Origin of the sequence: Natrarchaeobaculum aegyptiacum, assembly GCF_002156705.1 — an archaeon.
Lineage (GTDB): Archaea > Halobacteriota > Halobacteria > Halobacteriales > Natrialbaceae > Natrarchaeobaculum > Natrarchaeobaculum aegyptiacum.
The window spans coordinates 3,621,120-3,633,685 of record NZ_CP019893.1; the positions used below are offsets into that span (position 1 = coordinate 3,621,120).

Sequence of the window (12,566 nt, forward strand, 5' to 3'; positions counted from 1 at the left end):
TCAGTCACCTGCTGCGGGCTCGATTCGAACCTGTGCGGTCGGTTCGCGCGCTTCCTCCGCGACGTTTACCTCGTAGCCTTCGACGATCTCTGCCGGCTCGAACGGGTTCCCGTTGAACTTGAGCAGGCTCGTCAGTTTCTCGCCGTAACGGCCGAGTTCCTTCTGCAGGAGGCCGCGGAACTGGCCCGTCGCGTTCATCTCGACGACCATCGCCTCGTCGACGCTCTCGACGAATTCCTCGAGTTCGTCGGACGGGAACGGCATCATGTCCGAGACGCTGATCCCGCGGACGCTGTGGCCATCGTCGTTCAGGCGGTCGATGGCCTCGGCGACGGCACCCTGGGAGGAGCCCCAGGTGATGATGCCGTACTCGGCCTTCTGGGGGCCGTAGTAGGTCTGGTTCGACTCGCGGTCGTCTAGGTCCGCGCGGATCGCCTCGAGCTTCTCGAGGCGGCGTTCCATCTGGAACGTACGGTTGTCGGGGTCCTCGCTGATGTGGCCGACTGGCGAGTGTTCGTTCCCGGTCGCGAGGTAGCGACCGCCCTTCTGACCGGGGAGCGAACGCGGCGCGACGCCGTCCTCGGCGGCCTCGTAGTTGAAGCGCTTGAACTTTCCGCTGGCGTCGTGGGCTGCCTCCTTCAGTTCCTCTTCGGTCAGCGTCGAGCCCAGGTCCGGAGCCGGTTCACGGTCGAAGAATTCGACGTCGACGTTCTTGTTCTCGCCGGAGAGCTTCTGGTCGTAGATGATGATCGCCGGAATCTGGTAGTCCCAGGCGATCTCGAAAGCCAGTCGCGTCTGCTCGTAGGCCTCCTCGATGTTCCCGGGCGCGAAGACGACGCGCTGGGAGTCGGCCTGGCTCGTGTAGAGGACGAACTCGAGGTCGGACTGTTCGGGCTTGGTCGGCATCCCGGTCGACGGGCCGGCGCGCATCGACTCGACGAGCACCAGCGGCGTCTCGGTCATCTCGGCGAGGCCCAGTGGTTCGCTCATCAGCGCGAAGCCACCGCCGGAAGAACCGGACATGGCCTTCACGCCGGCGTGGCTCGCGCCGACCGCGAGCGCCGCCGCGGCGATCTCGTCTTCGACCTGTTCGGAGATGCCGCCCATGTCGGGGAAGTTCTGGCTGAGGATGGTGAAGACGTCCGTCCACGGGGTCATCGGGTAGCCCGCGATGAACCGACAGCCGGCGTCGATCGCACCGTAGGCGATCGCGTTCGAGCCAGAGAGCAGCGCCTGCTCTGTCTCGTGTTCGCCCTCCGGAATCCGGAGGTCGTGTCCGAGGTCGAACTCCTCCTCGACCATCTCGTGGGCCTCGTGGAGGATCTCGAGGTTCGTCTCGAAGATCTCGCCGCTCATCGCGTCTTCCATCAGATCCTCGATGTGACCGAGGTCCATCCCGAGGAGCGCAGCCGTGACACCGACGCCGGCAGTGTTTCGCATGACCTCGCGACCGTGTTCCTTGGCGATCGAGCGGAGGTCGACCGGGTAGACGTGCCAGTCGTTCTCTTCGGCCCGTTCCTCGAGGCCGATCTCCTCGAGGTCCTCGTCGTCGAACAGCCCCTCGTCGTAGACGATGACCCCACCCTCGCGGAGTTCGTCCAGGTTCTCCGAGAGCGGCTTCAGCTCTTCGTTCCCGTAGTAGGCCTCTTCCTGTGGGTTCCGGGCGAATGAGTCACCCAGTGCGAGCAGGAAGTTGTAGCCGTCACCCCGTGACTGTACCTCGTGGGCTGCGGCCCGAATCTCGACGTACGTGTGGCCGCCGCGAATCCGCGACGGATAGTGTCGGTGAGTAAATACGTCGAGCCCCGAGCGCATCAGCGCTTTTGCGAAGTTCTGGCTCGTCGAGTCGATTCCGTCTCCGGAACCGCCTGCGATTCGCCAGATGAGTTCGTCGTCGCTCATAGTAAATCAGTGGCCGGTGGCCAACCGTACCCCGATTTTGGCCTACGTGACCTAAAGCCTTTGCTATACATTACCAAGGATCTTTCGTGAAGATTCTACGTTCATTTCCGTTTCTATATAGACAATCATTACTGAAGGCCGCCATTCGTTGATGATTGTCCATCCAGGAATGACAGGAAACCGATCGGTCCCGGGTGAATAATCGTTCAAAATGGTCGTCGGTGAAACAGTTTACTCACCGCTCGCACACGTCCCGCCAGCACTGGTCCTGCTGGCCGCCGATTCGCGAACTGGAGTGCACCGACGTTCGAGGACTTCGATACCTGCCGAGAACGAACCGACGTCGGCTCCGGGGTGGCCTACGATTCGAGCGCCGGTGGAACGACCGGCTCGAGACCCCACCGGTCGAGAAAGTCCTCGAGAAACGACGCCCGGGGGCCAACCTCGTCTGGTCGGTGTGAGTCGGTTCCGAGCGTGACCGGAACCTCGCGCTCGCGGATGACCTCGAGAAACGGACCAGCCGGGTGGACGATCCCGGCGTCGGTCGTCGCCCGGCCGGCGTTGATCTCGGGAATCGTCTGTGAGTCGGCGAACGCATCCGCGACGCGGCGATAGTGACCCTCGCGTGCCCGCCCGCGCAACGGTTCCGTCCGCTCGAGCAGATCGACGTGGGCGGCGACGTCGAACAGCCCCGAGTCGATCAGGGCCACGAGATGGTCGAAGTAGCTGTCGACGACGGCGTCCAGTTCGGCGTCGGAACACTCGACAAACGCCGAGGCTACCTGGACGTTTCGACCGTCGACCTCGTGAACGCTCCCGACGGCGTACTCGAAGTCCGCCCGCTCGAGGAACGATCGGATCCGCGCTTCGTCCCGCGGATCGTAATCCATCTCGACGGCGTCGTAGACGTCGATCGACGTGCGTTCGCGGAGTCTCTCGATGGCCTCCCGGCGGCGTTCGTACGTCAGGTCGAGGTTGAAACCGTAGAGGTCCCGCATCGAGGCCGTGGGTTCGCGCTGTGTCAGCGCACAGTGATCTGCGAACCCGATACCCTCGAGACCGGCCGACTCAGCCGCCTGCACCATCCGCTCGAGGAAACTCCCGTCAGAGTAGTTCGAGTGGACGTGGAAATCCTGCATACGTCACGAACCAGCGGCGACGAGTTAGATGTTCGCCTGACTTCGTCTCGCGCCAAAGCGGTGGCTCGAGTGTGAGGGTGACGATAAGAAATTGTAATTTTGGAAATCGTAATTTCCGAACTGGTGATTTCTATATTCGAAACACAGATGTGTGGGGAGAACAGTTGAGAGGTATGGAACAGTTCGTCGACCGCACCGAAGAGGTAGAGCGACTGACCAGCTGCTACGAATCTGACCGGGCGGAGTTCGTCGTGATCTACGGTCGCCGCCGACTGGGAAAGAGCGAACTGGTTCGACAGTCCATCGTCGACCGCGACGACGCGGTGTACTACCAGGCGATCGAGTCGACGGCACAGAATCAGCTCGAGCAGTTCGTCGACGTCGTCACGGACACGTATCCGGAACTGCGCGACGTTCGGCGAGACTGGGAGCCACTGCTGGGAGCACTTGGCGATCGTGATGCCGTCGTGGTGATCGACGAGTTTCCGTTCCTCCTGCAGGAAGACGACTCGGTACCATCTCGCGTCCAACGAGTCTGGGACACGCGAATACAGGAGACGAGCGCGACGCTCGTTCTGGTCGGCTCGGCGATTAGCGTCATGGAAGACGAGGTTCTCTCGGGTGGAAGTCCGCTCTACGGTCGGCGAACGGCGACGATCGATCTCGGCCCGCTCTCGGCTGCAGACGTACGGGAGTTTGCGCCGAGCTACGACGACGAAACGTCGATCACGACGTGGGCCATCTACGGCGGGACGCCGTACTACCTCCAGACGATCGATCCCGACCGGTCACTGGCGGAGAACGTCGATCGATCTATCCTCTCGGAGCGAGGGTTGCTCTACTCGGAACCGGAGTTTCTCCTGCGGACCGAACTGCGAGACCCGAACACGTACTTCAGCATTCTCCGGGCACTTGCTCACGGTCGACGCACCCCGAACGAGATAGCCGAGATGGCAGGCGTCGACTCCGGGTCACTGAGTTCGTACCTCCAGAAACTGCGTCGACTGCGACTCGTCGAGCGACACATCCCAGTCACCGAGTCGGCGAGGTCGTCGAAACGAGGCCGGTACCGAATCGCCGCGCCACTCTTCAGGTTCTGGTTCCGGTTCGTCTACGGAAATCAGGACCAGCTTCGATTGCTCGACAGGGATGCCTTCGAGACGATCGTGGAGCCAGAACTCGCCGATTACGTCAGCCCATTGTTCGAACGGCTCTGTCAACGAGCGACGCCGAAACTGCTCGATCGGCAGTTCCACGATATCGGCCAGTGGTGGTTCAGAGAACACGAACTGGACGTCGTCGGACTGACCAGTGCCGGCCTCGTGGCGGGCGAGTGCAAGTTCACCTCAGCCCCCGTGAGCGAGGGCGTCCTCGCCGACCTCGAGCGAACGGCCGACGAGGTGCGCTGGTCGACTGGGCCGGCCGACGGATCGACCCACTACGTCCTGTTCAGCCGATCGGGGTACACCGACGACTGCAAACGCAGTGCCGACCGCCGTGAGGACGTGTCGCTGTTCGACTGTGGGGACGTCCTCGAGGCCCTCTAGAGAGCGATTCGAAAACAGTCCGTCCGGACCGACCGGACGCTCACTGGTTTCGCGGGTTGCTCGGGTGGTAGTCCGTATCGTACTCGCCCGGTTTCCCGTCGACGCGGTCCGGGTTGATCCGGCCCGAGAGTAGCATGAAGTCGACGAGCGTGAGCGCGAGCATCGCCTCGACGACCGGCACGCCGCGAGGCGGCAAGACGGGGTCGTGGCGGCCGATGACCTGCGCGTCGTCGACGACCTCCTCGGTCTCCCAGTCGACCGTCTGCTGTTCCGTCGGGATCGAGGTCGGGGCGTGAAGCGTCACCTCACCGTAGATTGGTTCGCCGCTCGAGATCCCACCCTGAATGCCACCGTGATCGTTCTCGACCGGTACCGGGTTCCCGTCCTCGTCGAACTCCCAGTCGTCGTTGCGGTCTTTGCCCGACCACTCCGCTGCCTCCGTGCCGAGACCGAACTCGAAGGCCGTCGTCGCCGGGACGGCCATCATCGCCTGGCCGAGTCGGGCCGAGAGCGAGTCGAAGCGTGGCGCACCGAGACCGACGGGGACGCCGCGAGCCTCGAAGTAGATACTGCCACCGATGGAGTCACCCTCGTCCTGATAGTCGGCGATCAGGTCCTGCATCTCGTCGGCCGTCTCGGGATGGGCACAGCGAACGTCGTTTTCCTCGCTGTGCTCGAGCAGTTCCTCGAAACTGACCTCGGGTGCCACGACGTCGCCGATCTGGTTGACGTGGGCTTTGAGTTCGACGCCCTCGAGTGCGAGCAGTTTCTTCGCGATCGCGCCGGCGGCGACCCAGTTGACCGTCTCGCGTGCAGAGGATCGACCGCCCCCACCCCAGTTGCGGGTGCCGAACTTCGCGGAGTAGGTGAAGTCGCCGTGACTCGGTCGCGGCGCGGTGATGAAGGGTTCGTACTTGCCCGAGCGGGCGTCCTTGTTCTCGATGACCATTCCGATCGGCGTGCCGGTGGTGTAGCCGTCCTGCACGCCGGAGTTGATCGTCACCGCGTCGGGTTCGCCGCGGCTCGTGGTGATCATCGACTGGCCGGGTTTACGCCGATCGAGATCTTCCTGAATGTCGTCTGCAGAGAGCTCGAGGCCAGCGGGACACCCCGAGACGGTACAGCCCATCGCCTCCCCGTGGCTCTCGCCGAACGTGGTCACCTGGAAGAGGCGACCGAAGCGGTTGCCGTTCATTACGCCCCTCTCTGGGACGCGGCCACTTATCACTGCAGGGTTCGCACCCGATCCGCGACGAAACCGGCGTCTCGCTCGACCCCGGTTCCGTCCTTCGAGCAGGCTTCCGACGTCAGACCAGTTGCTCGAGTTCTGCCGCCGCGAACGGAACGAGCATTTCGTCGGGATGGAGACCACCGTGCATCCCGACGAACTCGAGTTTCGTCCGATCGCTCCCGTACCAGACGAGCGAGTCGCGGTGGACCACGACGAGGTCACCCAGTCGGCGAGAGAACGGCTCGCTTTTCGGCTCCGGACCGAACAACTCACACTCGAGGGCCGCCTCGCGGGTGAAGATCTGGGCGTCGAGTTCCCGCTCGAGCAACGTTCGAACCCGGTCTACGGTTCCCGGCCGCAGGTAGAGGTGCAGGTTGCGCGGACTGCCAGCGTATCGAACTGGGTCGCCCGTTTCGTGGCGTTGTAGCGACTCCATCACCGTATCGAACCGCTCGAGATCGACGTTCCGTTCAGCCCGGGTGTCGACGTGGCCGTGATCGGCGGTCAGGAGGACGAGCGTGTCGCCGGCCTCGTCCGAATCGAGAGCCGAGAGCGCCTCCTCGATCGTCTGGAAGACCCGATCGACGACCTCGCCGTACTCGTCCGAGGTCGACCCGTGTTCGTGGGCGACGGAATCGATCTGCGGGAGGTAGGCGTACAGGTACGCGGGATCGTCGGCGGCGGCAAACGCCTCGCGAAGGACCGGAACGAAGCCCTCGAGGGTCGGCTCTGGTCCGTAGGTGTGACACGTCGCGCCCGTATACGTTTCGGGGAACGGGACGACGTGCCGGCAGTCGATCCCCGCCCGCTCGAGCGCGGGATAGATGGGGTCACCTTCGAAGACGTCCTCGAGGTCGCGGTCGACCGTCTCGTCGCCAGCGGTCACCTCGGTCGTGAACGCCTCGCAGGTGGCGTCCGCTGCCGGATCGTACACGTCCCATCCCAGAACCCCGTGGGAGACGGGGAGCCGCGCCGTGTGAAACGTCGTGAGCGCCGCGGCCGTCTCGGAGGGGTACAGCGACGTTAGCGGCGTCACGCGCGCCCGCTCCTCGAGGCGCTCGACCACCGGATGTGAGCGGTGACGTTTCCAGTGGGCGAGCCCGAATCCGTCGACCAGGACGAGGAGCACGCGGTCGTACGACGCGCTGGGGTCGGGGAAGACGTCCGGCGGGAGCGAGCGCTCACCGCCGACGCCGAGTACCGACTGGACGGTATCGGCGACGTTCGCGAAGCAGTACTCGCCGTAGTCGGGGAAGAGATAGCCGTCGTCGGTCAGGCGGTTACGCAGCCGCGACTCGAGGTCGGTGCGCATCGGGTGCACTGCGACGGTGAGCGAAAAAAGTGTCGCCGCCTCGTCGATGCGGAGTGGTCCCCGGCCGTGCGACCGTCCCCATTTCACCCGAGTCCGAGCTGTGCCAGCCCGCCGTAGGGGAACAGGAAGAGGTACAGCTGAACGACGCCGGCGGCGATCAACAGGGCCCCGGCGGCACGCTCGAGCAGCGGGCCGCGTGGCACTGCTCGTCGGAGCAGGCTGTCACGGCCGAGTGCGATGACGGCCGTGACGGCGACGAGCATGGTCGCCATCCCCGCGGCGTAGGCTCCGACCGTGAGGAGGGCGATCGTCGCGCCGCCGGTGAGGCTCGCGAGGACGACCGCGACGAACACCGGTGCGGTACAGCCGGCGGCCGCGACGGCGTAGGCGACACCGAACGCGAAGTAGCCCCGGTAGGATCGCTGTCGTTCGGGAAGCTGGATCGTCAGTTGCGACAGGTGGGCGAAGCCACCGAGGGTGACGACGCCGAGGCCGATCAGTGCGAGGCCGACGACGGCACCGAGCAGGACGAGCCGTTCTAAGTACTGTGAGCCGATCGAGGTCGCGACGCCGACCAGACCGAGGTAGACGACGAACATTCCGAGACTGGCAACGAGGCTGACCCGGACGGCCTGAGCGAGCGTTCGTCGTGGATTGCTGGCGCTATCGGCCCCAAGGTAGTAGGCCACGTACCCGGGGAGCATCGGGAAGGCACACGGGGCGAAGAACGTGACCATCCCGGAGCTAAAGGCGAACCAGAGGCGCAGATCAGAGAGCGGCATCGGTCACTCGGAGGGGGTCTCGCCGTCGGTGTCGTCTGCGTCGCCGACGTCCGCGTCGGCTCCCGATTCTCCATCGCTGTCGTCGTCCGTTTCACTCTCAGCCGCCGACCCAGCGTCGCCGCTCCCGGTCGAATCGTTCTCGAGTTCGGCGTCGATGGCCTCGACAATCGTCTCCGCGTCGGCCGTCCCGCTCGTGTGCCAGCGGACGTTCCCCTCGGGATCGACGAGGACGATCGAGGGATAGACGCTCACGCCGTACTCCTCGTGGAGGTCGGCCCCGGGATCGATAGCGGCGGGCCAGTCGGCTTCGTTCTCCGCCCAGTAGTCGGTGACGAGTTCGCGGTCGTCCTCGGGAGAGACCGACCGCATCGCAAGGGTCTCCTCGTCGTACGCGTCGCGAACGTCGTGGAGAGACTCGAGTTGCGGTTCGCAGGGCCCACACCACGTCGCGAAGAAGTAGACGAGCGTGAGTTCGGCGTCGGCGATCACGTCGATTTCGTCGTCGGCGACGACGCCGAGTGCCTCGATGCGTCGATCCGGCGCGACGCTCGCGGGGACGTTGTTCCCGGTGACATTCGAGATGCTCGAGAAGACGGTCATACACCCCGAAAAGGGGACGACGGCGGCGAGTCCAACGAGTCCGCGTCTCGTGAGATGCGGGGATCGCGAGGGAGGTGAATCGGCGCTCGATTCGTCGCGTTCGGATGCGGCGGGGACCATATAGTTACTTCGTTAACACTACTACATGGATCTTTCCATCGATTTGATGGGTTTTCGGTGTAGATGAGTTCGATCGTCGCGGGACCGTCTCGTGAGCGAACAGGTTTCCATGTCCTGTGCTATCCAGGAGCAAGAGCTATGCGCGTCCCAGTCGACACGCTCAGTATGCGCGCTCCCGAGCGACCGACGTTCGACGACGAGGCGAGCAAGGAGATCTACCAGTACGTCGAGCGCCACGGAACGGCCGAACGCCATCGGGTCCGGGACGCGGCGTCGATCCCCGCGAACCAGTTTCAGGAATCACTCGAGAAGCTGAAAACGAAGGGGTATCTCGAGGAAGAGGGCGGGACGATCCGGGTGTCACTCGACGTCGGATCGATCGAGGAGTTCGAGACCGACGACGGGAGCTATACGATTCGACCGGCCCGTCACTCCGATTTCGAGGGCGTCGTCGACACGATCCGGGCAGTGACGGCGACGGAAACGTACGTCGTCGCAGAAACGGTCGCCGAACAGTTGCTCTACGACGACGCGGTCTCGAGACACACGACCGTCGAGTCACGCGTTTTCTTCGTCGCGACAGTCGATGGCGAGGTGATCGGCTGGACCCACCTCGACCTCCCACACGTCGAAAAACTGCGGGACACTGCCCAGCTCACCGTCGGCGTCCGGCCCGAGTACCGCGGGCAGGGAATCGGGAGCCAGCTGCTGACTCGTGGGCTCGACTGGGCCGAGGCGAACGGCTACCGGAAGGTGTACAACAGCGTTCCCGCGACGAACGATACAGCCCTCGCGTTCCTCGAGGCCCACGGCTGGAACACCGAAGGAATCCGGAAGGACCACTACACGATCGACGATGGGTTCGTCGACGAACTCCTCATGGCCTACGAATTTTGACGAAAGACAGCCCCGGGTCACCCTGTTGTGGCCCGCGTCGACCGCTGGAACGAAATCAGACGCAGAGGCAGCTGTTGTCCCTGCTGGCGCCACCTCGACGCAGACGGCGTTCGACCGACAGGTCACCCTCGAGCGAGAGTGGCGGTCACTCCGCTCGCTCGAGTTCGACGCCCAGTCCCTCGAGCGCCTCGAAGAAGCCCGGGAACGAGACGTCGACGTGATCAGCGCCCTCGATCGTCGTCTCACCGTTAGCGACGAGGCCGGCAAGAGCGAGCGACATGATGATCCGGTGGTCGCCACGGCCGGCGACGGTCGCGCCCTCGAGGTCGGACTCGCCGCCGTGGATCGTCAGCGAGTCACGTTTCTCGGTCGTCTCGACGCCCATCTTCCCGAGTTCGTCGGCCATCGCACTCACCCGGTCGGTCTCCTTGTAGCGGACGTGCTCGGCGTTCACGATCTGGGTGTCGCCGTCGGCGATCGCACCGAGCGTTGCGATGGTCGGCAGCAGGTCGGGCGTGTCCTCGACCGATACCTCGATCCCCGACAGGGGAGCGCTCGAGACCTCGATCACGCCCGCATCGCGGTTCCAGTCGACGTCGGCTCCCATCCGGTCGACGATGTCGACGATGGCGGTGTCACCCTGCGCACTGGGGTTTGCGCCCTCGATTCGGACGCCGTCTGCCCCCGCGAGTGCACCCGCAGCGAGTGGATAGGAGATCGACGAGAAGTCGCCCGGGACGGCGTAGGAACCGCCCTCGGGGCTGTACGATTGGCCTCCGTCGACGGCGAACCCCTCGTCGGTAGCGCGGGCGTCGACGCCGAAATCGGCGAGCACCTCGAGCGTGACGTCGACGTAGGGTGCGGACTTGAGTTCCGTCTCGAGGACGACGTCGATTCCCTCGTCGGTGACGACACCGGCCATCAGCAGCGCGGTGATGTACTGCGAGGAGACGTCGCCGGGGATCGCCACCTCGCCGCCGTCGATCGGCCCCGAAACCACCAGCGGAGCCTGCCCGTTGCCCCGGGTACTTTCGGCGCCACCGCCGAGGTCGGCGATGGCCTCGAGTAGCGGGCCCTGCGGACGGGAGCGCAGCGAGGAGTCGCCGGTGAGCACCGTCGTGCCGTCGGCGAGCGCCGCCGTCGCCGTCACCAGCCGCATCGTCGTCCCACTGTTGTCACAGTCGATCACGTCCGCTGGAACGCCCGGTCGACCGTCGAAGCCCTCGACCGTGAGCGTCCCGTCGTCCTCGCGGGAAACCGAGCCGCCGAACAGGTCGACGGCGCGGGCGGTCGCCTGCGTATCGGCACTCCAGAGGGCGTCGCGCACCGTCGCGCCGTCGGCGTATCCCGCGGCGAGGATCGCCCGGTGGGTGTAGCTCTTCGACGGCGGTGCCTGGATCGTTCCCTCGACGCTCGAGGGGGTGATCGTCACGTTCGTGGTCATGCCCGACACCTCGCGTGGCCGCCCTAAACCGATACCGGTGTCCTGCGGGGTCGCCGGTGACTGGCCGGTGCCGTGCAGACCCAGCGACGACCGCGGCCGAGTGGCGAAGACAGGCGAGCAGCCGCCCACCACTTAGAAACAGGCTACGAGAGGCAGCGCTACCCCTTCCAGCCGCTGCTGGACCGGCCTGTCCTCGGGACAGCCGATCGAACGGGCGACCTCCCGGACCAGGTCAGGGTCGTGTGCACTCGAGACCTCGTAGTGCAGCCCATCGCAGCTCCAGAAGAGACTCTGGATGCGGCCGTCGCGACGGTAACCGTCGACGTCGTCGAACGGTTCGGCCTCGAGGGCGTCGGCGTCGTATCGCCGTTCGTCGCGTACGGTGACGAAGACCTCGCGGTCGGGCCGATCACGATCTGCGTACCAGAAGGTCGTGCTCGTCCCCAGTTCCTCGCGTTTCTCGAGGACGACGATCCTGTCGAGCGCGTACGGCACTGGGACGTCGGGGTCGGGGAGGTCGTACGCTACGGCCTCGGCGGCAACCGCGCGCTCGTCGTAGATTCCCGTCGGCTCCCGGCCGACGGTCTCGACGGTCGCACCCGCGGGAGGCTCGAGCGTAAACGTTTCGTCGTCGACGCCCTCGTCGACGGCGAAGTCCTCGGCCGTGACCTCGAGGTGACCGACGCGCGTCTCGCCGTCTCGAACGTCGGTTCGTTCGCGGACTGGATACCGCGTGGCGTCGTCGATCCAGACTCGCCGTTCGACGATCGGTTCCTCGAGGTCGGCCACCTGCGTCGGATCGAGCGGAATCCGGTAGACGGTTTCGCCGACCAGCAAGTCGACCGAGAGATCGGACTCGTCGCTCGATCGGGCCCGGACGACGTGCGCTTCGCGACCGTCGACCGACTCGGTACCGGCGTACTCGAGGACCGGGTGATCGAAGAGCGCCTCGAGGCCCAGCCGATGGTAGTCGACGAGCAACCGGTTGGGGTGGTGTCGTTCGACCACCTGATCCTCGAGTGGATCGTACTCCGTCGTGACCGTTTGCGTGCGAACGGAGATGGCTCCAGCTGGCGCGACGTCGTCGGTCGATTCGAGTACCTCGAGGCGGCGGTCGATCGGCGGCCGACGGACGACGCGGCTCACCCGTTCGACCGACGACGAGTCCGTCTCGACGGTCACCGTCTGCCTGAGGCTAACGTCGTCGACCGATTCGATCGTCTCGAGTGCCGATTCGACGAGCGAGCGGGCTGACGGCTCGTCGGCCTCAGTGGGGACCGCGACGCAGCCGGCCAGCCCCGCGAGTGATCCGCATGCGACACCCCGGAGCCATCGTCGTCTGTTCATCGTTCGGCGAGTCTCCCCCCCGTAGCCCCCGGGCCCGGCTTCGTTCGGAACCGTACCGGCGAATCCGCAACGAACGACAGGCGCATTCTGTTGCGAACTATTCGTGACAGCATATAATTGTTTCAACTCGAGTCGACGACCGGGGTGGACGTCTCGGAGAGATGGAGGCACCGGCTGCCGACGGACCGCTCCCGGCTACCGCTGATCGGGCAATCAATTTATCACGATAAAGTGTCCTATAGACA

The 12,566-nt window shown here is 64.9% G+C and carries 10 protein-coding genes; 2 read left to right on the forward strand and 8 right to left on the reverse strand.

Annotated features, from left to right (window positions below):
- Positions 1–1,902, reverse strand: a complete 1,902-nt coding sequence (locus B1756_RS17440) for a 2-oxoacid:acceptor oxidoreductase subunit alpha (protein WP_086889703.1) — start codon at positions 1,900–1,902, stop codon at positions 1–3.
- A 359-nt stretch (positions 1,903–2,261) separates the two neighbouring features.
- Complete coding sequence (locus tag B1756_RS17445; protein WP_086889704.1) at positions 2,262–3,041, reverse strand: PHP domain-containing protein; 780 nt, start codon at positions 3,039–3,041, stop codon at positions 2,262–2,264.
- Positions 3,042–3,214: 173 nt separating this feature from the next.
- Between B1756_RS17445 and B1756_RS17450 the strand changes: the two genes are divergently transcribed.
- Complete coding sequence (locus tag B1756_RS17450; RefSeq protein ID WP_086889705.1) at positions 3,215–4,588, forward strand: ATP-binding protein; 1,374 nt, start codon at positions 3,215–3,217, stop codon at positions 4,586–4,588.
- 40 nt (positions 4,589–4,628) lie between these two features.
- Here B1756_RS17450 and aroC read toward each other — a convergent pair whose 3' ends face one another.
- From aroC to B1756_RS17470, 4 genes are all read right to left on the reverse strand, one after another.
- The gene (gene aroC, locus B1756_RS17455) at positions 4,629–5,783 is read right to left on the reverse strand and encodes a chorismate synthase (RefSeq protein WP_086889706.1); all 1,155 of its coding nucleotides are present in this window, start codon (positions 5,781–5,783) and stop codon (positions 4,629–4,631) included.
- Between the two features lie 112 nt (positions 5,784–5,895).
- Positions 5,896–7,131, reverse strand: a complete 1,236-nt coding sequence (locus B1756_RS17460; protein ID WP_086890246.1) for an alkaline phosphatase family protein — start codon at positions 7,129–7,131, stop codon at positions 5,896–5,898.
- Positions 7,132–7,214: 83 nt separating this feature from the next.
- Entirely contained in the window at positions 7,215–7,913 is a 699-nt protein-coding gene (locus tag B1756_RS17465) for a cytochrome c biogenesis CcdA family protein (protein WP_086889707.1), read from the reverse strand.
- A 3-nt stretch (positions 7,914–7,916) separates the two neighbouring features.
- On the reverse strand, positions 7,917–8,633 hold the full coding sequence (locus B1756_RS17470) for a TlpA family protein disulfide reductase (protein ID WP_086889708.1): 717 nt from the start codon (positions 8,631–8,633) through the stop codon (positions 7,917–7,919).
- Between the two features lie 165 nt (positions 8,634–8,798).
- On the opposite strand from B1756_RS17470, the gene B1756_RS17475 reads away from it, so the two are divergent.
- The gene (locus B1756_RS17475; RefSeq protein WP_086889709.1) at positions 8,799–9,530 is read left to right on the forward strand and encodes a GNAT family N-acetyltransferase; all 732 of its coding nucleotides are present in this window, start codon (positions 8,799–8,801) and stop codon (positions 9,528–9,530) included.
- Positions 9,531–9,675: 145 nt separating this feature from the next.
- Here the strand turns inward: B1756_RS17475 and aroA are convergent, their stop codons facing one another.
- Together aroA and B1756_RS17485 are read right to left on the reverse strand one after the other, a co-directional pair.
- Positions 9,676–10,974, reverse strand: coding sequence for a 3-phosphoshikimate 1-carboxyvinyltransferase (aroA, locus tag B1756_RS17480; protein WP_086889710.1), 1,299 nt, complete (start codon positions 10,972–10,974; stop codon positions 9,676–9,678).
- Between the two features lie 132 nt (positions 10,975–11,106).
- Complete coding sequence (locus B1756_RS17485) at positions 11,107–12,321, reverse strand: LolA family protein (protein ID WP_186336479.1); 1,215 nt, start codon at positions 12,319–12,321, stop codon at positions 11,107–11,109.
- Positions 12,322–12,566 lie beyond the last annotated feature (245 nt).

Excerpts from the sequence above, each read along its gene's own strand:
- B1756_RS17445 (WP_086889704.1), bottom strand. The coding sequence starts at position 3,041 with ATGCAGGATTTCCACGTCCACTCGAACTACTCTGACGGGAGTTTCCTC.
- B1756_RS17460 (WP_086890246.1), bottom strand. The coding sequence starts at position 7,131 with ATGCGCACCGACCTCGAGTCGCGGCTGCGTAACCGCCTGACCGACGAC.
- B1756_RS17470 (WP_086889708.1), bottom strand. The coding sequence starts at position 8,633 with ATGGTCCCCGCCGCATCCGAACGCGACGAATCGAGCGCCGATTCACCT.
- aroA (WP_086889710.1), bottom strand. The coding sequence starts at position 10,974 with ATGACCACGAACGTGACGATCACCCCCTCGAGCGTCGAGGGAACGATC.
- B1756_RS17485 (WP_186336479.1), bottom strand. The coding sequence starts at position 12,321 with ATGAACAGACGACGATGGCTCCGGGGTGTCGCATGCGGATCACTCGCG.
- B1756_RS17475 (WP_086889709.1), top strand. The coding sequence starts at position 8,799 with ATGCGCGCTCCCGAGCGACCGACGTTCGACGACGAGGCGAGCAAGGAG.
- B1756_RS17450 (WP_086889705.1), top strand. The coding sequence starts at position 3,215 with ATGGAACAGTTCGTCGACCGCACCGAAGAGGTAGAGCGACTGACCAGC.
- B1756_RS17465 (WP_086889707.1), bottom strand. The coding sequence starts at position 7,913 with ATGCCGCTCTCTGATCTGCGCCTCTGGTTCGCCTTTAGCTCCGGGATG.
- aroC (WP_086889706.1), bottom strand. The coding sequence starts at position 5,783 with ATGAACGGCAACCGCTTCGGTCGCCTCTTCCAGGTGACCACGTTCGGC.
- B1756_RS17440 (WP_086889703.1), bottom strand. The coding sequence starts at position 1,902 with ATGAGCGACGACGAACTCATCTGGCGAATCGCAGGCGGTTCCGGAGAC.